Source organism: Maritalea sp. YIW29, from assembly GCF_057219265.1.
In genome coordinates, this window is sequence record NZ_JBXVVF010000001.1 from 706,878 (window position 1) to 727,513 (window position 20,636).

The following is a 20,636-nucleotide window of genomic DNA, read 5'->3' on the forward strand; positions in this document are numbered from 1 at the left end:
GGTAAAAAAATGCCACAAACCCTTGACGTAGGGGCCAGATCGAACTAATAACGCCCTACCTTCACAGTAGGTCGTGGAGCACAAATTATTCGGGTCAGCCTAAAAGGCCTGAAATACAAGTGCTTCAAACACACTGACGGGTAACAGACGCGACAATTGCGAGACACAAGATTTCCTGTTTTCAGGTAATCCTCTGTATTATTTGGCGCTGCCGAACCTCAATTTGGGGGATGGCGGGTGCCATGTTGGTTGTTGTGAACTGTTAAACATGAGTTTTTGAACGGATGAAAAAGAAGGTTCGAGCAATATGCCGACCATAAACCAATTGATCCGCAAGCCAAGGCAGCCAAAGCCGAAGCGGAACAAAGTACCAGCGATGGAAGCGAACCCGCAAAAGCGTGGCGTTTGCACCCGTGTGTACACAACGACCCCTAAGAAGCCTAACTCTGCGTTGCGTAAAGTTGCGAAGGTTCGTCTAACGAACCAGCGCGAAGTTATTTCTTATATTCCAGGTGAAGGTCACAACCTACAAGAGCACTCTGTTGTTCTTATTCGCGGTGGCCGTGTACGTGACCTTCCAGGTGTACGTTACCATATTTTGCGCGGCGTTTTGGATACCCAAAGCGTCAAGGATCGTAAACAACGTCGTTCTAAGTACGGCGCAAAGCGGCCTAAGTAAGGAGCTGTTGTAATATGTCACGTCGACATCGCGCAGAAAAACGAGAAGTCAACCCGGATCCAAAGTTCGGTGATCTTGTCGTTACGAAATTTATGAACTCGCTCATGATTGATGGCAAAAAGTCAGCAGCAGAGCGTATTGTTTACGGTGCATTCGATTTGGTCGAAGAGCGTACGAAGCAAGATCCGATTGGTGTGTTTCACACAGCTCTTGATAACATCCGCCCAGCGGTTGAAGTTCGTTCTCGCCGTGTTGGTGGTGCGACTTATCAGGTGCCTGTTGAAGTGCGGACCGAACGTCAGCAAGCATTGGCCATTCGTTGGTTGATTTCAGCTGCTCGCGGTCGCGGTGAAAACACGATGGTTGATCGTTTGTCAGGTGAGCTAATGGACGCCCTTAATGGTCGCGGCCAAGCTGTTAAAAAACGTGAAGATACGCACCGGATGGCTGAAGCTAACCGTGCATTCTCACACTACCGCTGGTAGAAGCGAAGAGGGTATCACGATTATGTCTCGCGAATATAAGATCGAAGACTATCGCAATTTCGGTATCATGGCGCACATCGATGCGGGTAAAACCACAACGACTGAGCGGATCCTTTATTACACCGGTAAGAGCCACAAAATTGGTGAAGTGCACGATGGCGCTGCTACCATGGACTGGATGGAGCAAGAGCAGGAGCGGGGTATTACAATTACCTCAGCTGCAACAACTACATTCTGGCCTGGTCGTGACGGCAAAAAGCGTCGCTTCAACATTATTGATACACCAGGACACGTGGACTTCACGATTGAAGTTGAACGTTCTTTGCGTGTACTCGATGGCGCGGTTGCTTTGCTTGATGCGAACGCTGGTGTTGAGCCACAAACTGAAACTGTTTGGCGTCAAGCTGATAAGTACAACGTGCCGCGCATGATTTTTGTCAATAAGATGGACAAAATTGGCGCCGATTTCTACAACTCTGTAGAGATGATCAAAAAGCGCTTGGGTGCTACGCCAGTTGTTATGCAGTTGCCAATCGGTGCTGAAAACGAATTTGCTGGTGTTGTTGATCTTATCGAGATGAACGCTCTTGTTTGGAAGTCTGAAGCGCTAGGCGCTGAGTGGGATGTTGTTGAAATCCCTGACGACCTGAAAGACCGGGCTGAAGAATATCGCGAGCAGATGATCGAGACCATTGTTGAGCAAGACGAAGCTGCAATGGAAGCTTATTTGGAAGGCGAAATGCCTTCTAACGATAAGATCCGTGAATTGGTTCGTAAGGGTACAATCGACGTAGCCTTCTACCCAGTGTTCTGTGGTTCTGCCTTTAAGAACAAAGGCGTACAGCCTCTTCTTGATGCAGTTGTTGACTTTCTTCCTTCACCTATCGACATTCCAGCGATCACTGGTATCGATGTTCGGACTGAAGAAGAAGTTACGCGTCCAGCGTCTGACACTGAGCCTTTCTCTATGCTTGCGTTTAAGATTGCCAACGATCCTCACATGGGTTCATTGACATTCTGCCGGATCTATTCTGGTACGCTTGAAGCTGGTTCTTCTGTTGAGAACACAGTGAAAGAGAAAAAAGAGCGTGTTGGTCGTATGTTTGAGATGCACTCAAACTCTCGCGAGCAAATTCAAAACGCCTATGCGGGTGATATCGTTGCTATTGTTGGTCTTAAGGACACAACAACTGGTGATACACTTTGTGCACCTAACTCAAAAGTTATTCTTGAGCGCATGGAGTTTCCTGATCCAGTTATCGATATTGCTGTGGAGCCTAAGACTAAAGCTGACCAAGAAAAGATGGGCCTTGCGCTTAATCGTCTTGCTGCTGAAGATCCAAGCTTCCGCGTTAAGTCGGACGAAGAGAGTGGCCAGACTATTATTTCTGGTATGGGTGAACTGCACCTCGACATTCTTGTTGACCGCATGAAGCGTGAATTTAACGTTGAAGCGAACATTGGTCAGCCTCAAGTTGCTTATCGTGAGACAATCACGAAAGTTGCTGACCATGACTATACCCACAAGAAACAATCTGGTGGTTCTGGTCAGTTTGCGCGCATTAAATTCACAATCGAGCCTGGTGAATCTGGTGTAGGCCTTGATTTCTCTGACACTGTTACCGGTGGTAACGTGCCTAAAGAGTATATCCCTGGTGTACAAAAAGGCGCGAAATCGATCATGGCAGCTGGCCCAATTGCTGGTTTCCCATTGGTTGACGTTAAGTTCGTCTTGAAAGACGGCGCTTATCACGATGTTGACTCGTCTGTGATGGCATTTGAATTAGCTGGTCGTGCGGGTTTCCGCGAAGCGATTAAGATGGCTGGTCCAAAGCTTCTTGAGCCGATCATGAAAGTCGAATGTGTTAGCCCTGAAGAATATACCGGTGGCATCATTGGTGATCTGACTTCACGTCGTGGTCAGGTTCAAGGTCAAGACATGCGTGGCAATGCTACGGTTATTGATGCATTCGTTCCGTTGGCCAACATGTTTGGTTATGTGAACACATTGCGCTCAATGAGCCAAGGCCGTGCCCAGTTTAGCATGGTGTTCGATCACTATGCACAAGTGCCACAACAAGTGGCTGATGAAGTTGTGGCGCAAAGCGCCAGTTAATTTTGAGTTTAACGCCAGCACTACGCTGATACGAAATACGGAGAGAGCGATATGGCGAAGGAAAAGTTTGAGCGGAACAAGCCGCACGTAAACATTGGAACAGTTGGTCACGTTGACCACGGCAAGACGACCTTGACGGCGGCTATTACGAAAGTATTGGCAGAGGCTCAAGGTGGTACTGCTACAGCTTTTGACGAGATCGATAAAGCGCCTGAAGAAAAAGCACGTGGTATCACGATTTCTACAGCTCACGTTGAGTATGAAACAGACAATCGTCACTATGCGCACGTTGATTGCCCGGGCCACGCTGATTATGTGAAAAACATGATCACTGGTGCGGCGCAGATGGATGGTGCTATTTTGGTTGTTAACGCAGCTGATGGCCCAATGCCACAAACACGTGAGCACATTCTTCTTGCTCGTCAGGTTGGTGTTCCAGCGCTTGTTGTGTTCATGAACAAGGTTGACCAAGTTGATGACGAAGAGCTTTTGGAATTGGTTGAAATGGAAGTTCGTGAGCTTCTTTCAGACTATGAATTCCCTGGCGACGATATTCCGATTGTAGCGGGTTCTGCTTTGGCAGCGCTTGAAGGTCGTGATGACAATATCGGTAAAGAGAAAATTCTTGAGCTGATGGCAGCTGTTGATGAGTATATCCCAACACCAGCACGTCCTAAAGATCAGCCTTTCTTGATGCCAATTGAAGACGTATTCTCAATTTCTGGCCGTGGTACAGTTGTTACTGGTCGTGTTGAGCGTGGCGTTGTAAATGTTGGTGAAGAAGTTGAAATCATCGGCATTAAAGAAACCCAGAAAACAACAGTTACTGGTGTTGAAATGTTCCGTAAGTTGCTCGACAGCGGTGAAGCTGGCGACAATATCGGTGCTTTGATCCGTGGTGTTGATCGTGAAGAAGTTGAGCGTGGCCAAGTTCTTTGTAAGCCAGGTTCAGTAACGCCTCACACCAAGTTTGTTGGTGAAGCGATTATTCTGACGAAAGACGAGGGTGGTCGTCATACGCCATTCTTCAACAACTACCGTCCACAGTTCTACTTCCGTACAACTGACGTGACTGGTGTTGTGACTTTGCCAGAAGGCACCGAAATGGTGATGCCTGGTGACCGTGTTGAGATGAATGTTGAATTGATCGTACCAATCGCGATGGAAGAGCAACTTCGCTTTGCTATTCGTGAAGGTGGCCGCACAGTAGGTGCCGGCGTCGTTTCAAAAATCATCGAGTAGATTAACAGCGCATAGGCGGCGCGTTTTCAACGTGCCGCTGACGCGTATTTTTAGGAAGCATCGACATGAATGGTCAAAACATTCGTATCCGGCTTAAAGCGTTCGACCATCGAGTACTCGATAGTTCAACGAGTGAGATCGTAAACACTGCTAAGCGCACAGGCGCTCAAGTTCGTGGCCCGATCCCATTGCCAACACGAATTGACAAATACACTGTCAACCGTTCGCCGCACGTCAATAAGAAGAGCCGCGAGCAATTTGAAATTCGGACTCACAAACGTCTTTTGGACATTGTTGAGCCTACTCCACAGACAGTGGATGCACTCATGAAGTTAGACTTGGCGGCCGGTGTGGACGTCGAGATCAAACTTTAAGATAAAAGAAAAAGGTGTAAACCGATGCGTTCAGGTGTGATCGCACAGAAGCTGGGCATGACCCGGATCTTTACTGAGGATGGACAAGACATCCCTGTAACGGTTCTCGGTCTTCAGAACTGCCAAGTTGTCGCTCAGCGGACGGCGGACAAAGATGGTTATACAGCGCTCCAATTGGGTGCTGGTACGGCCAAAGTAAAGAATGTAACTCGAGCTGGCCGTGGCCATTTCGCGGTTGCTAAAGTTGAGCCAAAGCGCAAGCTGGCTGAATTCCGTGTTACGGAAGGCAACATGATTGATGTGGGCGCCGAAATGTTGGCCGACCACTTTAATGTTGGTCAGTTGGTTGACGTGTCTGGTACTTCAATCGGTAAAGGTTTTGCCGGTGCGATGAAGCGTCACAACTTTAGCGGTATGCGTGCTACTCACGGTGTTTCTATCTCTCACCGTGCTCATGGTTCGACAGGTCAGTGTCAAGATCCTGGTAAAGTCTTCAAAGGTAAGAAGATGGCCGGTCATATGGGTGCTGTTCGCTCAACTACTCAGAACCTTAAAGTGATTAAGACCGACGTTGAACGCGGTTTGATCATGGTTCAGGGTGCTGTGCCAGGCTCAAAAGGCGGTTGGATTATGGTTCGTGACGCTGTCAAAAAAGCAATTCCTGCGGATGCACCAACTCCTGGTTCATTCAAAGCAATTGAAGCAGCGGCTGCACCAGCAGCTGAAGTTCAAGAAGGGGGTGCTGAATAATGGAATTGTCAGTAACAACTCTTGAAGGCAAAGCAGCTGGTAAAGTTGAACTTGCAGATGACGTGTTTGGCCTAGAGCCACGCGCAGACATTTTGCACCGTATGGTTCGCTATCAGCAGTTGAAGAAAATGGCTGGTACACACGAAACTAAAGGTCGTTCCGATATTCGCGGTACAACCAAGAAGTTCGTACGCCAAAAAGGTTCAGGTGGCGCGCGTCACGGTAACCGTAAGGTTCCTCAATTCCGTGGTGGTGGTCGTGCTTTTGGTCCGGTTACTCGCTCACATGCGATTGACTTGCCTAAAAAGGTTCGTGCCTTGGCGCTGAAACATGCTTTGTCTACCAAAGCAAAATCTGGTGACCTGGTTATCCTTGATAAAGCCGAAACTAAAGAGCCTAAGACTGCTGAACTTAAGAAGTCTTTTGGTGCACTTGGTTTTGACAATGCATTGATTATCGGTGGTGCTGAATTGGACGAGAACTTCTCTCGTGCAGCAAGCAACCTGATGCACATTGATGTTTTGCCGGCTCAAGGTATCAACGTTTATGACATCCTTCGTCGCACTAAATTGGTCTTGACCAAAGCGGCATTGGAAAGCTTGGAGGCACGTTTCTCATGAGCACTGAACGCGCATACAACATTATTCGCAACCCAGTTGTGACAGAGAAATCAACTATTGCTTCTGAGCATAACCAAGTTGTTTTCGACGTGGCGATTGACGCGACGAAGCCTGAGATTAAGAAGGCTGTTGAAGGTTTGTTCTCTGTAAAGGTACAAGCGGTCAACACGTTGATCCGCAAGGGCAAGGAAAAACGTTTTAAGGGCCGTGTTGGTCAGCGTAAAGACGTTAAGAAGGCCATCGTAACTTTGGTAGAAGGTCAGTCAATCGACCTTTCAACCGGACTTTAGAGCAGGGACGATTAGAAAATGGCTTTGAAGCATTATAATCCCACCTCACCAAGTCAACGCGCTTTGGTCGGTATTGACCGCTCTGAACTACACAAGGGCGGCCCGGTTAAGAAGTTGACAACTGGTTTGTCGAGCAAAGGTGGTCGCAACAATTCAGGTCGCATCACTATGCGCCGTCAAGGCGGTGGTGTTAAGCGGGCTTACCGTTTGATCGACTTCAAACGTCGCAAGTATGACGTTGTTGGTACTGTTGAGCGTTTGGAATATGATCCAAACCGTACAGCCTTCATCGCACTTGTGAACTATGAAGACGGTGAACAAGTTTATATCTTGGCGCCACAGCGCTTGGGTGCAGGTGATCAAGTTGTCTCCTCACGCAATGCAGTTGACGTGAAGCCAGGTAACGCGATGCCACTTGAGCGTATGCCAGTGGGTACAATCGTACACAATGTTGAGATGAAGCCTTTGAAGGGTGGTCAGATCGCACGTTCAGCTGGAACATATGTTCAGTATGTTGGCCGTGACCAAGGTATGGCAATTCTTCGCTTGGGTTCTGGTGAACAGCGTCTTGTTCCAGGTTCTTGCATGGCAACAGTTGGTGCGGTATCTAACGCCGACCACTCAAACACTAACGTTGGTAAAGCCGGCCGTAATCGCTGGAAAGGCAAACGTCCAAGTGTTCGTGGTGTTGCTATGAACCCGATTGATCACCCACATGGTGGTGGTGAAGGGCGTACTTCTGGTGGTCGTCACCCAGTGACACCTTGGGGTAAGCCAACTAAGGGCAAGCGTACACGCTCTAATAAATCAACGGACAAATTCATTGTTCGTACACGTCATCAGAAGAAGGGCAGGTAGGTCAAATGACACGTTCTGTTTGGAAAGGTCCGTTTGTAGACGGATATCTGATCAAAAAAGCCGAGAAGGTCCGCGAAGGCGGCCGCAACGAGGTTATAAAAATTTGGAGCCGTCGCTCTACAATTTTGCCTCAGTTTGTTGGATTGACCTTTGGTGTTTATAACGGCCAGAAACACGTGCCTGTTAATGTTAGCGAAGAGATGATTGGCCACAAGTTTGGCGAATTCTCTCCGACCCGGACATATTACGGCCACGGCGCCGATAAGAAGGCGAAGAGGAAGTAACGATGGGTAAGGCAAAGCGAGAACGTTCGCTTAAAGACAACGAGGCACGGGCAGTGCTGCGTCAAGTGCGCACCAGTCCTCAAAAGCTGAACCTCGTTGCAGCAAACATCCGCGGCAAGAAAGTTGAAAAAGCTTTGGCTGATTTGACATTCTCTCCTAAGCGGATTGCAAAAGACGTGAAAAAGACATTGGAAAGCGCCATTGCCAATGCTGAAAATAACCACGGTCTGGATACAGACGCATTGGTTGTTGCTGAAGCATATGTTGGTAAATCGCTTGTGATGAAACGTTTTCGTCCGCGTGCACGTGGTCGTGTAGGAAAGATTTTGAAACCTTTCTCACACTTGACAATCGTTGTGCGTGAAGTTGAGGAGGCCGCATAATGGGCCATAAGATCAATCCAATTGGTTTCCGTCTTGGCGTAAACCGTACTTGGGACAGCCGCTGGTACGCCAACAAAGGCGAATTCGGTGTTTTGTTGCAAGAAGATTTGAAGATCCGCAAAATGCTCGAGCAAACGCTTAAGCAAGCAGCGGTTTCTAAGATCGTTATCGAGCGTCCTCACCGGAAATGTCGTGTGTCTATTCACACAGCACGTCCTGGTATCGTGATCGGTAAAAAAGGCGCTGACATCGAAAAACTTCGTGCAAAAGTACGCAAGTTTACAGATTCAGAAGTGCACTTGAACATTGTTGAAGTTCGCAAGCCTGAAACAGATGCAACATTAGTTGCGCAAGGTATCGCACAGCAGCTTGAGCGTCGGGTTTCATTCCGTCGTGCAATGAAGCGTTCGGTACAGACAGCAATGCGCATGGGCGCTCAAGGCATTCGGGTGAATGTTGCGGGTCGTTTGGGCGGTGCTGATATTGCGCGGACTGAATGGTATCGTGAAGGTCGGGTTCCGTTGCACACATTGCGTGCGGATATCGACTACGGTACTGCAGAAGGCGAAACAACTTTCGGCATCATCGGTATTAAAGTTTGGATTTTCAAAGGCGAAATTCTAGAACACGACCCGATGGCACACGAACGTCGTGCTACTGAAGGCTCAGGGGATAAGAAACCTCAGCGTCAGCAGCGTCGTCAGAACGCCGGTTAAGGAGCATATTGAAAAATGTTGCAACCTAAACGCACCAAATTCCGCAAAATGCATAAAGGCCGCATCCGCGGTGTTGCAAAAGGCGGTAGCGCTTTGAACTTTGGGTCACATGGCCTAAAAGCACAAGAGCCAGAACGTGTGACGTCGCGCCAAATTGAGGCTGCTCGTCGTGCAATGACTCGTCACATGAAACGTGCGGGTCGAGTATGGATCCGAATTTTCCCTGACACTCCTGTTAGCTCTAAGCCGACTGAAGTTCGGATGGGTAAAGGTAAAGGTTCTGTGGATTATTGGGCCGCTCGGGTGAAACCTGGCCGGGTCATGTTTGAGATCGACGGTGTGTCGGACGAAGTTGCGCGTGAAGCCTTGCGCCTTGCTGCAATGAAGTTGCCGATCAAGACACGTGTTGTTACACGTATCGCCGACTAAGGGATCGAGAGAATGAATGCGAATGATGTGCGGGCTAAAACCGCAGACGAGCTGAACCAAGAATTGCTTGACCTTAAGAAAGAGCAGTTCAACCTGCGCTTTCAAGGTGCAACTCAGCAGCTTGAAAATACCGCGCGAATTCGGCAAGTACGCCGCGATGTCGCTCGGGTAAAAACAATCCTGCGCGAGAAAAGCGTAGCGGGCGAGTAGGAGCGTTTTGATGCCAAAGCGTATGTTGCAGGGGACCGTGGTCTCCGACAAAAACGAAAAAACGATTGTTGTGCGGGTCGAACGTAGATTCACACACCCACTTTTGAAAAAAGTGGTACGTCGTTCAAAGAAATATCAGGCTCATGATGAGAGCAACAACGCCAAGATTGGCGATATTGTTCAAATCGAAGAATGTGCGCCGATTTCGAAGAATAAAAGATGGACCGTTATTCAAGCCTCTTAAGTGAGTGACGAATTTCGGATTTGGATTTAAGTAGAGGTTGGCCTAAACCAACCGACAATTAAGAAGGCTACCAGTCATGATTCAGATGCAGACGAATCTCGATGTCGCGGATAACTCCGGTGCACGTCGTGTTATGTGCATCAAGGTGCTGGGCGGCTCTAAGCGTAAATACGCTTCTGTGGGCGACACTATTGTTGTTTCCGTTAAAGAAGCTATTCCGCGTGGCCGTGTTAAAAAGGGACAAGTTATGCGTGCAGTTGTTGTACGTACAGCTAAAGACATTCGTCGTCCTGATGGCACCACGATCCGTTTTGACCGCAATGCAGCGGTTTTGGTGAACACTAGTGAAGAGCCGATCGGCACACGTATTTTTGGCCCAGTTCCTCGTGAATTGCGTTCCAAAAACCACATGAAGATTGTTTCGCTTGCGCCGGAGGTGCTCTAGCAATGGCCGCAAAAATTAAAAAGGGTGACAAGGTTATTGTCCTCACTGGTCGCGATAAGGGTAAAACCGGCGCCGTGTTGAACATTAATCCAAGCGACAACCGTGCGCTTGTACAGGGTGTGAACCTTGTAAAACGTCACACACGTGCAACTCAAACTGATGAGGGCGGCATCTTGACAAAAGAAGCGCCGATTCATCTGTCAAACATTGCGCTTGTTGATCCTAAAGAGAACAAAGCAACTCGTGTTGGTTTTGTTGTTAAGGATGGCGAAAAGAAGCGCGTTGCGAAACGCTCGGGAGAAGTGATCGATGGCTGAGAACAACGTCCCACGCCTACGCACGCATTATGATGAAGTTCTTCGTGCTGCTTTGGCCGAAGAATTTAACTATAAAAACCCAATGCAAATCCCAAAACTCGAGAAAATCGTGTTGAATATGGGTGTTGGCGCTGCGGTTAATGACAGCAAAAAAGTCAAGTCAGCTGCTGCTGATTTGGAAGCAATTGCTGGCCAAAAAGTAGTTATTACACACGCAAAGAAATCAATCGCGGGCTTTAAAGTTCGTGAGGAAATGGCTTTGGGTTGTAAGGTGACACTACGTAAGGCGCAGATGTATGAATTCATGGATCGTTTGGTGAACATTGCTTTGCCACGCGTACGTGACTTTCGCGGATTGAATATAAAAAGCTTTGACGGACGTGGCAATTTTGCTATGGGCATCAAGGAACATATTATTTTCCCTGAAATTAATTACGACCAAGTAGACCAAATTTGGGGCATGGACGTGATTGTTTGTACGACTGCAAACACAAATGAAGAAGCGTTGGCGCTTCTTAAGGGCTTTAACTTCCCGTTTGGGCAAACAGCCTAAGACGTGACAGTCGGATAAGGACTATAGAAGAATGGCAAAGAAAAGCGCCGTAGAGAACAATGAGAAGAAGCGTAAAATGGTTGCACGTGATGCAGCTAAGCGCGCTGAACTCAAAGCGATCACAAAAGACGCATCAATTCCACTTGACGAGCGGTTTCAGGCTCAGCTTAAGCTAGCTGCTATGCCTCGCAATGGAGCCGCAACTCGTGTGCGCAACCGTTGTGAAGTCACCGGTCGCCCTCGTGGTTATTATCGTAAGCTCAAAATGTCACGTATTGCATTACGCGATTTGGGCAATAAGGGAAAAATCCCTGGCCTCGTGAAATCGAGCTGGTAAGGAGAATTAAGCGATGAGTTTTACTGATCCGCTTGGTGATATGTTGACACGTATCCGGAATGCGCAAATGCGTAGCCGGAACAATGTCAAAACACCTGCATCTAAATTGCGGGCTCGTGTGTTGGATGTTTTGAAGTCTGAAGGCTTTATTCGTGGCTATACTGTTTCTGAATTTGAAAACGGTGTCTCGGAAATTGACGTTGAGTTGAAATATCTTGACGACAAGCCTGTCATTCGTGAAATCCAGCGTGTTTCAAAACCTGGCCGTCGTGTGTATGCCTCTGTGAAGAATATTCCACAGGTTGCAAATGGCTTGGGCGTTTCGATCGTTTCTACACCAAAAGGTGTTATGGCCGATCACGAAGCACGTACAAATAATGTTGGTGGGGAAGTGTTGTGCCGCGTCTTCTAGACCGGTTACAATTTTCCTTTATTAAAGCTACGGTTTGATCCGAGAAGGCAAAATAAAATGTCTCGTATTGGCAAGAAACCAGTCGCCCCAGTAGATGGTGTGACGGTCACAATCGAAGGCCAGACAGTTAAGGCAAAAGGCCCAAAAGGCGAGTTGTCTGTTGATCTGGTAAGTCTGGTGACTGTTGAAATGACCGACGAAGGCGTCAAGGTCACTCCAGTGAACGACAGCAAAGCTGCACGTTCTGCTTGGGGAATGTCACGCACATTGGTACAGAATATCGTTACTGGTGTTAAAGATGGATTCCAGAAGAAGCTAGTTATCACTGGTGTTGGTTATCGGGCGCAGATGCAAGGTTCAGACCTTAAATTGGCGCTAGGTTTTTCACATGACGTGATTTTCAAAGCTCCGCAGGGCATCCAAATTCAAGCGCCGCAAACAACAGAAATTGTTATTTCTGGCGCTGATAAGCAAGTTGTTGGGCAAGTTGCCGCAAACATTCGTGAATTCCGGCCACCTGAGCCTTATAAGGGCAAGGGTATCCGCTATGAAGACGAATATATCTTCCGCAAAGAAGGTAAGAAGAAGTAAGGACGCGAAATTATGGCGAACCGCAGCCAATCTAAGGACCGCCGTAAGGCGAGGGTACGTCGCGCAGTTAAGTTGCGCGCTAATGGGCGTCCTCGTTTGTCGGTATTCCGCTCTGAGAAAAACATTTATGCTCAGGTCATCGATGACACAACTGGCCGCACAGTTGTTGCCGCTTCAACTTTGGACAGCGATGTTAAAGTTGAAAAAGGCTCCAACCAAGCAGCTGCAGGTGAGGTAGGCAAATTGCTTGCAGCACGTGCTGTAAAAGCTGGTGTTGAAGACGTTGTATTTGACCGTGGTGCATATCTTTATCATGGCCGTGTGAAAGCTTTAGCAGAAGCTGCGCGCGAAGGTGGTCTACGCTTCTAATGGGTGCGTTGACTGTATTTGAAACGAATAAGAAGAACTGGTTGAGACGATGAGAGACAATCAAGAGCGCGATAGCGAATTTGTTGATCGCCTAGTCCACATCAATCGCGTGGCGAAAGTTGTAAAGGGCGGACGTCGTTTCGGTTTTGCTGCACTTGTTGTGGTTGGTGATCAAAAAGGCCGCGTTGGCTTTGGTCATGGTAAAGCACGTGAAGTGCCTGAAGCGATCCGCAAAGCAACAGAACAAGCCAAGCGTCAAATGATCCGTGTGCCACTTCGTGAAGCACGTACATTGCACCACGACGTAAATGGTCGTCACGGTGCGGGTAAGGTTTTGCTTCGTGCAGCACCTGCTGGTACTGGTATTATTGCTGGTGGTCCGATGCGTGCGGTATTTGAAACATTGGGTATTTCGGACATTGTTGCGAAATCTCAAGGTTCTGCAAATCCATACAACATGGTGCGCGCTACCTTTGATGCATTGAAAAACCTTGAAAGCCCACGTTCAGTTGCTGCACGTCGTGGTTTGAAAGTTTCTGAAGTCCAAGGTCGTCGTCGTGAAACTGACGTTGGCGAAACAGCAAGCGCTTAAGCAAGCGTTTGAACTGGAGTTGAGACATGGCTGATAAAACAGTAACAGTAGAGCAGACCGGTAGCCCGATCCGCCGTACTCAGGACCAGCGTGCAACGCTTGTTGGTCTTGGATTAAACAAGATGCATCGCCGTCGTACGCTGGAAGATACACCAGCGGTACGTGGCATGATCAGAAAAGTTTCCCACCTCGTTCGCGTTGTCGACGAGAAGTAATTGTAAGGATTTGTCATGCGACTGAATGAGTTGGCCGACAATGAAGGCTCGTCAAAAGACCGTACCCGCATTGGTCGTGGTATTGGTTCTGGCAAAGGCAAGACAGGTGGACGCGGTGTTAAAGGTCAGAAGTCACGCTCAGGTGTGTCTGTAAATGGCTTCCGTGGTGAACAAACCAACCTGATCCAGCAAATGCCTAAGCGTGGGTTTAACAACCCATTCGCGAAGAAGTTTAATGCGGTGCGTTTGGACCGTATTCAGACAGCTATCGATGCAGGTCGTTTGGACGCTAAGGCTGTGATTGACGTTAATGCACTTGTTGGTGCTGGCGTTATCCGTCGTGCGAAAGACGGTCTTCGTTTGATCGCTGGTAACAATGAATTCACTTCTAAAAAAGTGACGTTCAAAGCGGATCATGCTTCAAAGGGTGCCTTGGCAGCCGTAGAAGCTGCTGGTGGTAAAATTGACCTACCAGCTGAAGCACCAGCTAAAGCTGAATAATCGTAAACATTTTTCCTTGAGTTAAGGACAGAGCTATATGGCTTCGGCAGCAGAACAACTTGCCCGGAACTTAAATTTTTCGACCTTTGCCAAGGCAAAAGATCTTCAACAGCGCATCTGGTTTACCCTAGGTGCGCTGCTGGTGTATCGGTTGGGCACCTATATTCCAATTCCTGGTATTGATGGCGATGCGTTTGCAGCGACCTTCGATCGCGCGCAATCTGGCATTTTTGGCATGTTCAACATGTTTGCTGGCGGTGCGGTTGAGCGGATGGCGATTTTTGCGCTTAACCTTATTCCCTACATTACCGCTTCGATTGTTATCCAAGTGATGACAACCGCTTCTCCAAGGCTTGAAGCTTTGAAGAAAGAAGGCGAGAGTGGGCGACGCAAGATCAACCAATATACCCGTTATTTGGCTGTGGTGTTCTGTGCCTTGCAGGCTTACGGCATTGCCGTTGGTCTAGAAGCCAGTGAGGGTGTTGTTTCCAACCCGGGTTGGTTCTTCCGTATTTCAACTGTTATCACCCTTGTGGGTGGCACAATGTTCTTGATGTGGCTTGGTGAACAAGTAACGTCACGTGGCGTTGGTAACGGTATTTCACTGATCATTTTCGCAGGTATTGTTGCGACATTGCCTTCAGCGATTGCACAAACGCTTGAATTGAGCCGGACAGGTGCATTGCCAACTATTGGTGTTGTCGGTCTGTTGGTTCTGGCCATTGTCGTTATTGCGGTTATCGTGTTCTTTGAACGTGCACAGCGCAAGTTGCTGGTCCAATATCCCAAGCGTCAAGTTGGCAATAAGATGTTCCAAGGCGATACATCTCACCTGCCGTTGAAGCTGAACACTGCCGGTGTTATTCCAGTGATCTTTGCATCATCTCTATTGTTGCTGCCAGCCACTATGGCGTCGTTTGCAGCGCAAGGTGATGCGCCGGGCTGGTTGACCACCATGGCTGCTGTTTTGGGCCGGGGACAACCGGTTTATCTGGCCATCTTTGCGTCACTGATCTTCTTCTTCGCATTTTACTACACATCAATCGTGTTTAACCCGACGGAAACTGCTGACAACTTGAAAAAGTCAGGTGGATTTATTCCAGGTATTCGCCCGGGTGAACGTACGGCTCAACATATCGATTATGTTTTGACACGAATTACGATTGTTGGGGCGCTCTATTTGACGCTCGTTGCTTTGATCCCAGAAGTGCTTGTTTCTCAATTGAACGTATCTGCGTTCCTTGGCGGTACGTCCTTGCTGATTATGGTGACGGTGACACTGGATACTATTTCCCAAGTTCAATCCCATCTTGTTGCACAACAATATGAGGGCTTGGTGAAAAAATCTCGTTTGGGAGGACGGCGGAAAAAATGAGGCTGATACTTTTAGGACCACCGGGTGCCGGTAAAGGTACACAAGCGCAGTTTCTAATTGAGCGCTTTGGTATTCCTCAACTCTCTACTGGCGATATGCTGCGTGCAGCAATTGCAGGGGAAACACCTCTGGGTCTAGAGGTTAAGGACATCATCGCCCGCGGTGACTTGGTGCCAGACGAAACTGTTGTCGGGATCATTTCAGACCGTCTTGATGAACCTGATTGTGAAAATGGCTTTATTTTGGATGGCTTTCCGCGAACAACTGAGCAGGCAAGAGCGCTTGATGTGTTGTTGGCCGACAAAGGCATTGGATTAGATGCTGTTGTTGAGATCAAAGTTGATGCGGACACGCTTGTTGGCCGTATTCTAACCAGAGCTGCCGAATCTGGTGGTGCACGTTCAGATGACAATGAAGAAGTTCTTCGTAATCGTTTGGATGTGTATGAGGAGCTTACGGCTCCATTGGTTGATTTTTATTCGAAGAAGGATCTTGTCAAAAGCGTTGACGGGATGGCGGGAATCGAAGAAGTCACTACATCAATAGTGGCAGCTTTGACTGCTAACTAAATTTGAGAATTTCTGCGGTCAACCTAGCTGTTGACTTTAGGCAGGGAACTCGGTTATGAACCGCGCTTAGTTATACGCATTTGTGCGACTGGGCTCGGTTTCTTGAAAAAATTGCAAGAGATCGAATGCCGGTCTGTTGCTGTTGTGTGAACGCGGATCATGGTGATCTGCATTGAATTAAGGAGATCAGCAACGTGGCTCGTATTGCTGGTGTAAATATCCCGACTAATAAGCGTGTAGAAATTGCGCTTCAGTACATTCACGGGATTGGTGCGAAGCACGCATCTGAAATTTGCGAAAAAGTTGGCATTCCTGCGGAACGTCGCGTTATGGAATTGTCTGACGCTGAAGTTATTCAGGTTCGTGAGACTATTGACCGTGACTACATCGTTGAAGGTGACTTGCGTCGTTCAGTTTCCATGAACATCAAACGTTTGATGGATATGGGTAACTATCGCGGTCTTCGTCATCGTCGTGGTTTGCCAGTGCGTGGTCAAAATACGCACAACAATGCTCGGACTCGTAAGGGCCCAGCTAAGGCAATCGCCGGTAAGAAGAAGTAATTTTGGTGCCCCGATGGATTGGGGCACTTATTTGTTTCGGTGGAGCTACCGTCTGAGAACGGTGGTGATGAGATCGTAAGAAGGAAAAAGCATGGCTAAAGAAGCACGCGTCAAGCGTCGCGAGCGTAAAAACATCACATCTGGTGTTGCGCACGTAAACTCTACATTCAACAATACAATGATCACGATTACTGATGTACAAGGCAACACAATTGCTTGGTCATCAGCTGGTACTATGGGTTTTAAAGGCTCTCGTAAGTCTACTCCATATGCGGCACAGGTTGCTGCTGAAGATGCTGCTAAGAAAGCACAAGAGCACAACATGAAGACTTTGGAAGTTGAAGTTTGCGGTCCAGGTTCTGGTCGTGAATCTGCGTTGCGTGCTTTGCAGGCAGCTGGATTTACAGTCACTAGCATTCGCGATGTGACTTCAATTCCACATAACGGATGTCGTCCACGCAAGCGTCGTCGCGTTTAATCATATTTCCGCTCGTTTGGCCGAACGGGTGGGTGTGGAATTTTACATTTCATGCGGTCATCGGCGGATAGGCCGCATATTTGAAAGGGTGTAAACTATAATGATCCAGAAAAACTGGCAGGAACTGATTAAGCCGACGAAACTGGACATTGTACCGGGGAACGATCCGGCACGTGTTGCCTCAGTTGTCGCTGAACCACTAGAGCGTGGTTATGGTTTGACATTGGGTAACGCGTTGCGTCGGGTTTTGTTGTCTTCACTCCAAGGGGCTGCAGTTACTGCAATCCAAATTGATGGCGTTTTGCACGAGTTTTCCTCTGTGCCTGGCGTTCGTGAAGATGTCACCGATATGGTGCTCAATGTTAAAGAAATTTCAGTCCGGATGGAAGAAGAGGGACCTAAGCGTCTTACTTTGTCTAAAAAGGGCCCAGGTGCTGTTTTAGCAGCCGATATTGAAGTTTCTGGCGATATTGAAATTTTGAACCCAGAGTTGGTTCTTTGTCACCTTGATGATGGTGCTGAGATCAATATGGAATTTACTGTTGAGACCGGTAAAGGCTATGTGCCTGCGGATCGCAATCGTCCGGAAGATGCGCCAATTGGCTTTGTCTCTGTTGACGCATTGTTCTCACCTATTAAGCGTGTTTCTTACAAAGTTGAGAATACACGTGAAGGTCAGGTTCTTGACTATGACAAGCTTAACTTGACTGTTGAAACAGACGGTTCGTTGTCTCCAGAAGATGCTGTGGCGTTTGCTGCTCGCATTTTACAGGACCAATTGAACGTGTTTGTGAACTTTGAAGAGCCTGAAAAAGAAGTTGTTGAGGATGCTGCTCCTGAGCTCGCATTTAACCCAGCTCTTCTTAAGAAGGTTGATGAGCTTGAATTGTCAGTTCGTTCAGCAAACTGCTTGAAGAACGACAATATCGTTTACATCGGTGATTTGATCCAGAAGTCGGAAGCAGAAATGCTGCGTACCCCGAACTTTGGCCGTAAATCACTAAATGAAATCAAAGAAGTTCTGGCGCAAATGGGCCTACATCTTGGTATGGATGTAGCCAACTGGCCGCCTGAAAACATTGAAGACCTCGCGAAGCGTTTCGAAGATCATTATTGATCTTCATCGCTTAACGCATTGAAGTTGACAGGAGAATAGAATGCGCCACCGTAAATCGGGTCGCAAGTTGAACCGGACAGCAAGCCATCGCAAAGCGATGTTTGCTAACATGTGTGCTTCGCTTATTAAGCATGAGCAGATCGTTACAACTTTGCCTAAAGCTAAAGACCTACGTCCAATCTTGGAAAAACTGATCACGCTTGCGAAGAAGGGTGACCTTCACTCTCGTCGTATCGCAGCTTCTCGCATTGGCGACGAAACACAAGCGAAAAAGCTGTTTGATGTTTTGGGTCCACGTTACAAAGATCGTCAAGGCGGTTACACACGTGTCCTTAAAGCGGGCTTCCGCTATGGCGATAACGCGCCAGTAGCTGTGATCGAATTGGTTGATCGTGATGTTTCAGCAAAGGGCAAAGATTCTGGCCCAACTGCTGATCGTCAAGCAGAGACAGAAGAAGCAGCGGCGTAAGTTCGATTCTGCTATCTTGAAGAATTAAGGCGTCCTTTGGGGCGCCTTTTTTTGTGCCTTGTTGTATTTGGCTTGTTGTTCATATTGGATCTGCATGTGAACATGGTTCCCATGAAGCGAATCCACATTACAGGCAATGCTGGGTCAGGGAAAACAACTCTGTCAAAAGAACTTGGCGTTGCGCTTGGATTGCCCGTATTTGGCCTTGATCAATTTGTGTGGCAACCCGGTTGGCAGAAAACTCCTGAAGCGGAAAGGGCCGCTGCCGAAGGAGCTTTAATTTCGAAAGACGGTTGGATCATCGAAGGCGTTTCTAAACGCGTGCGACAATCAGCTGATATCATCATATTCCTAGATGTTGTTCCAACTGTATCGTTGTGGCGATGTGCAAAACGGAATTGGAAATATCTCTTCAGCGGAAGACCTGAATTGCCTGAAAAATGTCCTGAAATTTTGATCATTCCGAAGATGTTCAAAATTATTTTTAATTTTTACACCAATGTGCGACCGGCCATCCTTGATGACTTAGAAAGGTATATTGGGGATGCATACATTGTTCAAAATCAATCAGAGCTGAATAGGTTGAAGATGAATTTGATGGACGATTTGCTGGAAATCAATGGCTGATCTGGCGCATGAGCGGAAAAAACATAGCGCCTCGAATTTGAAGTGGTTGGCTGCGATTACTTGTGCGTGTTATTCTTTTGTTCAACAGCTAAACAAGCGAACAGTATGACCGACCTTTTCGTCAAAGAACTCAGCAATGAACCCAATCAGGACCGGCCTTTGGCTGATCTGCTGCGTCCACAATCCTTGGATCAAGTGGTGGGGCAGGATCATCTAGTGGGGGAAGAGGGTACGCTGACCCGGATGATTAAGTCTGGTCGGCTTGGCTCTTTGGTGTTTTGGGGGCCGCCTGGGTCTGGTAAAACAACGGTTGCGCGCTTGCTCGCGCAAAATGTTGATTATCACTTTCACCAGATTTCAGCGATCTTTTCCGGTGTTGCCGATTTGAAGAAGGTTTTCGAACAAGCACGTGATTTAAGGCGCTCGGGCAAACGTACACTTTTGTTCGTTGATGAAATCCATCGCTTCAACCGCGCGCAGCAGGATAGTTTTTTGCCAGTGATGGAAGACGGCACGCTAGTTTTGATCGGCGCAACTACGGAAAACCCATCATTTGAATTGAACTCAGCTTTGCTCTCTCGAGCGCAGGTGCTCACTTTCAATGCCCATGACGGAGAAGCCGCGGAAAAGCTATTGGAGCGTGCCGAGGAGCATCTTGAACGTAAAGTGCCGCTTACGGACGACGCCCGGCTTGCGCTTGCAGAGATGGCAGATGGGGATGGGCGTGCTCTTTTAGGGTTGGTTGAGGAACTGTTTGCAGCGACGAAAGCGGATGATGAGTTAGGGCGAGAAGATCTAGAACGGATCGTTCAGCGTCGAGCGCCAGTTTACGATAAAGGGCAGGACGGTCACTACAATCTGATTTCTGCATTGCACAAAACGGTACGCGGTTCCGACCCTGATGCCGCTCTTTATTATCTGACCCGCATGTTGGTGTCTGGCGAAGATCCGATGTTTTTGGCGCGCCGGCTCATTCGTATGGCGGTTGAGGATATTGGCATGGCGGACCCTCAAGCGCTGCCACAATGTATTGCAGCCCGGGATGCTTACCAGATGTTGGGCTCGCCCGAAGGGGAGTTGGCGCTGGCGCAAGCTGCGGTTTATTTAGCGACGGCGCCAAAGTCGAACGCGGTTTACGCCGCCTATAAACAGGCGACTTCGTTCGCCAAGCAATCGGGTTCGCCGATGCCGCCAAAGAACATTTTGAATGCGCCAACTAAACTGATGGAAAATTCAGGTTATGGCGACGGATATATTTATGACCATGACACGCCAGAAGGCTTTTCCGGGCAGGACTATTTCCCTGACGATTTAGGGCGACAAGAATTCTATCATCCTGTAGAACGCGGGTTTGAACGAGACGTGCAAAAGCGCATGGATTATTTCAAACGCTTGCGTTTGAGCAAATCTACGGGCAAAAGCTAGT

General features: G+C 48.1%; 33 protein-coding genes. All 33 read left to right on the forward strand.

The window, feature by feature from the left end; translation table 11 throughout:
• The first annotated feature begins 307 nt into the window (after positions 1-307).
• Positions 308-679 (forward strand): 30S ribosomal protein S12, encoded by a 372-nt coding sequence (gene rpsL / locus AC2D8L_RS03460; protein ID WP_415158197.1) that lies wholly within the window; start codon positions 308-310, stop codon positions 677-679.
• Positions 680-693: 14 nt separating this feature from the next.
• Positions 694-1,164, forward strand: a complete 471-nt coding sequence (gene rpsG / locus AC2D8L_RS03465) for a 30S ribosomal protein S7 (RefSeq protein ID WP_484684057.1) — start codon at positions 694-696, stop codon at positions 1,162-1,164.
• A 22-nt stretch (positions 1,165-1,186) separates the two neighbouring features.
• Positions 1,187-3,280, forward strand: a complete 2,094-nt coding sequence (fusA, locus tag AC2D8L_RS03470; RefSeq protein ID WP_484684058.1) for an elongation factor G — start codon at positions 1,187-1,189, stop codon at positions 3,278-3,280.
• Positions 3,281-3,331: 51 nt separating this feature from the next.
• Positions 3,332-4,522: an elongation factor Tu gene (gene tuf / locus AC2D8L_RS03475; protein ID WP_484684059.1), complete on the forward strand. Its 1,191-nt coding sequence runs from the start codon at positions 3,332-3,334 to the stop codon at positions 4,520-4,522.
• Between the two features lie 65 nt (positions 4,523-4,587).
• Complete coding sequence (gene rpsJ / locus AC2D8L_RS03480) at positions 4,588-4,896, forward strand: 30S ribosomal protein S10 (protein ID WP_435668552.1); 309 nt, start codon at positions 4,588-4,590, stop codon at positions 4,894-4,896.
• Positions 4,897-4,920: 24 nt separating this feature from the next.
• Complete coding sequence (gene rplC / locus AC2D8L_RS03485) at positions 4,921-5,646, forward strand: 50S ribosomal protein L3 (RefSeq protein WP_484684060.1); 726 nt, start codon at positions 4,921-4,923, stop codon at positions 5,644-5,646.
• Entirely contained in the window at positions 5,646-6,266 is a 621-nt protein-coding gene (rplD, locus tag AC2D8L_RS03490) for a 50S ribosomal protein L4 (RefSeq protein ID WP_484684061.1), read from the forward strand. The genes rplC and rplD overlap by 1 nt, the downstream gene beginning before the upstream one ends.
• Complete coding sequence (locus AC2D8L_RS03495; RefSeq protein WP_484684062.1) at positions 6,263-6,556, forward strand: 50S ribosomal protein L23; 294 nt, start codon at positions 6,263-6,265, stop codon at positions 6,554-6,556. The genes rplD and AC2D8L_RS03495 overlap by 4 nt, the downstream gene beginning before the upstream one ends.
• Before the next feature lie 18 nt (positions 6,557-6,574).
• Positions 6,575-7,414, forward strand: coding sequence for a 50S ribosomal protein L2 (gene rplB / locus AC2D8L_RS03500; protein ID WP_484684063.1), 840 nt, complete (start codon positions 6,575-6,577; stop codon positions 7,412-7,414).
• A 5-nt stretch (positions 7,415-7,419) separates the two neighbouring features.
• A complete protein-coding gene (gene rpsS / locus AC2D8L_RS03505) occupies positions 7,420-7,698 on the forward strand; it encodes a 30S ribosomal protein S19 (RefSeq protein WP_484684064.1) in 279 nt (92 codons plus the stop codon).
• 2 nt (positions 7,699-7,700) lie between these two features.
• A complete protein-coding gene (gene rplV / locus AC2D8L_RS03510) occupies positions 7,701-8,081 on the forward strand; it encodes a 50S ribosomal protein L22 (protein WP_484684065.1) in 381 nt (126 codons plus the stop codon).
• A complete protein-coding gene (gene rpsC, locus AC2D8L_RS03515; RefSeq protein ID WP_484684066.1) occupies positions 8,081-8,797 on the forward strand; it encodes a 30S ribosomal protein S3 in 717 nt (238 codons plus the stop codon). The genes rplV and rpsC overlap by 1 nt, the downstream gene beginning before the upstream one ends.
• A 15-nt stretch (positions 8,798-8,812) precedes the next feature.
• Entirely contained in the window at positions 8,813-9,226 is a 414-nt protein-coding gene (gene rplP / locus AC2D8L_RS03520) for a 50S ribosomal protein L16 (protein WP_484684067.1), read from the forward strand.
• 12 nt (positions 9,227-9,238) lie between these two features.
• Positions 9,239-9,436, forward strand: coding sequence for a 50S ribosomal protein L29 (gene rpmC / locus AC2D8L_RS03525; RefSeq protein WP_484684068.1), 198 nt, complete (start codon positions 9,239-9,241; stop codon positions 9,434-9,436).
• A gap of 10 nt (positions 9,437-9,446) precedes the next feature.
• Positions 9,447-9,680, forward strand: coding sequence for a 30S ribosomal protein S17 (rpsQ, locus tag AC2D8L_RS03530; protein WP_484684069.1), 234 nt, complete (start codon positions 9,447-9,449; stop codon positions 9,678-9,680).
• Positions 9,681-9,756: 76 nt separating this feature from the next.
• Entirely contained in the window at positions 9,757-10,125 is a 369-nt protein-coding gene (gene rplN, locus AC2D8L_RS03535; RefSeq protein ID WP_284365725.1) for a 50S ribosomal protein L14, read from the forward strand.
• Between the two features lie 2 nt (positions 10,126-10,127).
• A complete protein-coding gene (gene rplX / locus AC2D8L_RS03540; protein WP_484684070.1) occupies positions 10,128-10,442 on the forward strand; it encodes a 50S ribosomal protein L24 in 315 nt (104 codons plus the stop codon).
• Positions 10,435-10,995 (forward strand): 50S ribosomal protein L5, encoded by a 561-nt coding sequence (gene rplE / locus AC2D8L_RS03545; RefSeq protein ID WP_484684071.1) that lies wholly within the window; start codon positions 10,435-10,437, stop codon positions 10,993-10,995. Before rplX ends, rplE begins: the two co-directional genes overlap by 8 nt.
• Before the next feature lie 31 nt (positions 10,996-11,026).
• Positions 11,027-11,332: a 30S ribosomal protein S14 gene (gene rpsN / locus AC2D8L_RS03550; protein WP_484684072.1), complete on the forward strand. Its 306-nt coding sequence runs from the start codon at positions 11,027-11,029 to the stop codon at positions 11,330-11,332.
• 13 nt (positions 11,333-11,345) lie between these two features.
• A complete protein-coding gene (rpsH, locus tag AC2D8L_RS03555) occupies positions 11,346-11,744 on the forward strand; it encodes a 30S ribosomal protein S8 (protein ID WP_484684073.1) in 399 nt (132 codons plus the stop codon).
• Between the two features lie 57 nt (positions 11,745-11,801).
• Entirely contained in the window at positions 11,802-12,335 is a 534-nt protein-coding gene (gene rplF, locus AC2D8L_RS03560) for a 50S ribosomal protein L6 (RefSeq protein WP_484684074.1), read from the forward strand.
• A gap of 12 nt (positions 12,336-12,347) precedes the next feature.
• Positions 12,348-12,704, forward strand: a complete 357-nt coding sequence (gene rplR / locus AC2D8L_RS03565) for a 50S ribosomal protein L18 (RefSeq protein WP_484684075.1) — start codon at positions 12,348-12,350, stop codon at positions 12,702-12,704.
• Positions 12,705-12,753: 49 nt separating this feature from the next.
• The gene (gene rpsE / locus AC2D8L_RS03570; protein WP_435668535.1) at positions 12,754-13,296 is read left to right on the forward strand and encodes a 30S ribosomal protein S5; all 543 of its coding nucleotides are present in this window, start codon (positions 12,754-12,756) and stop codon (positions 13,294-13,296) included.
• A 26-nt stretch (positions 13,297-13,322) separates the two neighbouring features.
• Positions 13,323-13,511, forward strand: coding sequence for a 50S ribosomal protein L30 (gene rpmD, locus AC2D8L_RS03575; protein WP_484684076.1), 189 nt, complete (start codon positions 13,323-13,325; stop codon positions 13,509-13,511).
• Between the two features lie 15 nt (positions 13,512-13,526).
• Positions 13,527-14,012: a 50S ribosomal protein L15 gene (gene rplO / locus AC2D8L_RS03580; RefSeq protein WP_484684077.1), complete on the forward strand. Its 486-nt coding sequence runs from the start codon at positions 13,527-13,529 to the stop codon at positions 14,010-14,012.
• A gap of 37 nt (positions 14,013-14,049) precedes the next feature.
• Positions 14,050-15,387, forward strand: a complete 1,338-nt coding sequence (secY, locus tag AC2D8L_RS03585; protein WP_484684078.1) for a preprotein translocase subunit SecY — start codon at positions 14,050-14,052, stop codon at positions 15,385-15,387.
• Positions 15,384-15,956, forward strand: coding sequence for an adenylate kinase (locus AC2D8L_RS03590; RefSeq protein ID WP_484684079.1), 573 nt, complete (start codon positions 15,384-15,386; stop codon positions 15,954-15,956). The genes secY and AC2D8L_RS03590 overlap by 4 nt, the downstream gene beginning before the upstream one ends.
• 194 nt (positions 15,957-16,150) lie before the next feature.
• Positions 16,151-16,519 (forward strand): 30S ribosomal protein S13, encoded by a 369-nt coding sequence (rpsM, locus tag AC2D8L_RS03595; RefSeq protein WP_435668530.1) that lies wholly within the window; start codon positions 16,151-16,153, stop codon positions 16,517-16,519.
• 91 nt (positions 16,520-16,610) lie between these two features.
• A complete protein-coding gene (gene rpsK / locus AC2D8L_RS03600) occupies positions 16,611-16,997 on the forward strand; it encodes a 30S ribosomal protein S11 (protein WP_484684080.1) in 387 nt (128 codons plus the stop codon).
• 100 nt (positions 16,998-17,097) lie between these two features.
• Complete coding sequence (locus AC2D8L_RS03605; protein ID WP_484684081.1) at positions 17,098-18,114, forward strand: DNA-directed RNA polymerase subunit alpha; 1,017 nt, start codon at positions 17,098-17,100, stop codon at positions 18,112-18,114.
• Between the two features lie 40 nt (positions 18,115-18,154).
• Positions 18,155-18,583: a 50S ribosomal protein L17 gene (rplQ, locus tag AC2D8L_RS03610; protein WP_484684082.1), complete on the forward strand. Its 429-nt coding sequence runs from the start codon at positions 18,155-18,157 to the stop codon at positions 18,581-18,583.
• 96 nt (positions 18,584-18,679) lie between these two features.
• Positions 18,680-19,210 (forward strand): P-loop NTPase family protein, encoded by a 531-nt coding sequence (locus AC2D8L_RS03615; protein WP_484684083.1) that lies wholly within the window; start codon positions 18,680-18,682, stop codon positions 19,208-19,210.
• A 105-nt stretch (positions 19,211-19,315) separates the two neighbouring features.
• Positions 19,316-20,635, forward strand: a complete 1,320-nt coding sequence (locus AC2D8L_RS03620) for a replication-associated recombination protein A (RefSeq protein ID WP_484684084.1) — start codon at positions 19,316-19,318, stop codon at positions 20,633-20,635.
• The last annotated feature ends 1 nt before the right edge of the window (position 20,636 follow it).

Coding starts and splice junctions, on each gene's coding strand:
- rpsL (WP_415158197.1), top strand. CDS start 308: ATGCCGACCATAAACCAATTGATCCGCAAGCCAAGGCAGCCAAAGCCG.
- rpsG (WP_484684057.1), top strand. CDS start 694: ATGTCACGTCGACATCGCGCAGAAAAACGAGAAGTCAACCCGGATCCA.
- fusA (WP_484684058.1), top strand. CDS start 1,187: ATGTCTCGCGAATATAAGATCGAAGACTATCGCAATTTCGGTATCATG.
- tuf (WP_484684059.1), top strand. CDS start 3,332: ATGGCGAAGGAAAAGTTTGAGCGGAACAAGCCGCACGTAAACATTGGA.
- rpsJ (WP_435668552.1), top strand. CDS start 4,588: ATGAATGGTCAAAACATTCGTATCCGGCTTAAAGCGTTCGACCATCGA.
- rplC (WP_484684060.1), top strand. CDS start 4,921: ATGCGTTCAGGTGTGATCGCACAGAAGCTGGGCATGACCCGGATCTTT.
- rplD (WP_484684061.1), top strand. CDS start 5,646: ATGGAATTGTCAGTAACAACTCTTGAAGGCAAAGCAGCTGGTAAAGTT.
- AC2D8L_RS03495 (WP_484684062.1), top strand. CDS start 6,263: ATGAGCACTGAACGCGCATACAACATTATTCGCAACCCAGTTGTGACA.
- rplB (WP_484684063.1), top strand. CDS start 6,575: ATGGCTTTGAAGCATTATAATCCCACCTCACCAAGTCAACGCGCTTTG.
- rpsS (WP_484684064.1), top strand. CDS start 7,420: ATGACACGTTCTGTTTGGAAAGGTCCGTTTGTAGACGGATATCTGATC.
- rplV (WP_484684065.1), top strand. CDS start 7,701: ATGGGTAAGGCAAAGCGAGAACGTTCGCTTAAAGACAACGAGGCACGG.
- rpsC (WP_484684066.1), top strand. CDS start 8,081: ATGGGCCATAAGATCAATCCAATTGGTTTCCGTCTTGGCGTAAACCGT.
- rplP (WP_484684067.1), top strand. CDS start 8,813: ATGTTGCAACCTAAACGCACCAAATTCCGCAAAATGCATAAAGGCCGC.
- rpmC (WP_484684068.1), top strand. CDS start 9,239: ATGAATGCGAATGATGTGCGGGCTAAAACCGCAGACGAGCTGAACCAA.
- rpsQ (WP_484684069.1), top strand. CDS start 9,447: ATGCCAAAGCGTATGTTGCAGGGGACCGTGGTCTCCGACAAAAACGAA.
- rplN (WP_284365725.1), top strand. CDS start 9,757: ATGATTCAGATGCAGACGAATCTCGATGTCGCGGATAACTCCGGTGCA.
- rplX (WP_484684070.1), top strand. CDS start 10,128: ATGGCCGCAAAAATTAAAAAGGGTGACAAGGTTATTGTCCTCACTGGT.
- rplE (WP_484684071.1), top strand. CDS start 10,435: ATGGCTGAGAACAACGTCCCACGCCTACGCACGCATTATGATGAAGTT.
- rpsN (WP_484684072.1), top strand. CDS start 11,027: ATGGCAAAGAAAAGCGCCGTAGAGAACAATGAGAAGAAGCGTAAAATG.
- rpsH (WP_484684073.1), top strand. CDS start 11,346: ATGAGTTTTACTGATCCGCTTGGTGATATGTTGACACGTATCCGGAAT.
- rplF (WP_484684074.1), top strand. CDS start 11,802: ATGTCTCGTATTGGCAAGAAACCAGTCGCCCCAGTAGATGGTGTGACG.
- rplR (WP_484684075.1), top strand. CDS start 12,348: ATGGCGAACCGCAGCCAATCTAAGGACCGCCGTAAGGCGAGGGTACGT.
- rpsE (WP_435668535.1), top strand. CDS start 12,754: ATGAGAGACAATCAAGAGCGCGATAGCGAATTTGTTGATCGCCTAGTC.
- rpmD (WP_484684076.1), top strand. CDS start 13,323: ATGGCTGATAAAACAGTAACAGTAGAGCAGACCGGTAGCCCGATCCGC.
- rplO (WP_484684077.1), top strand. CDS start 13,527: ATGCGACTGAATGAGTTGGCCGACAATGAAGGCTCGTCAAAAGACCGT.
- secY (WP_484684078.1), top strand. CDS start 14,050: ATGGCTTCGGCAGCAGAACAACTTGCCCGGAACTTAAATTTTTCGACC.
- AC2D8L_RS03590 (WP_484684079.1), top strand. CDS start 15,384: ATGAGGCTGATACTTTTAGGACCACCGGGTGCCGGTAAAGGTACACAA.
- rpsK (WP_484684080.1), top strand. CDS start 16,611: ATGGCTAAAGAAGCACGCGTCAAGCGTCGCGAGCGTAAAAACATCACA.
- AC2D8L_RS03605 (WP_484684081.1), top strand. CDS start 17,098: ATGATCCAGAAAAACTGGCAGGAACTGATTAAGCCGACGAAACTGGAC.
- rplQ (WP_484684082.1), top strand. CDS start 18,155: ATGCGCCACCGTAAATCGGGTCGCAAGTTGAACCGGACAGCAAGCCAT.
- AC2D8L_RS03620 (WP_484684084.1), top strand. CDS start 19,316: ATGACCGACCTTTTCGTCAAAGAACTCAGCAATGAACCCAATCAGGAC.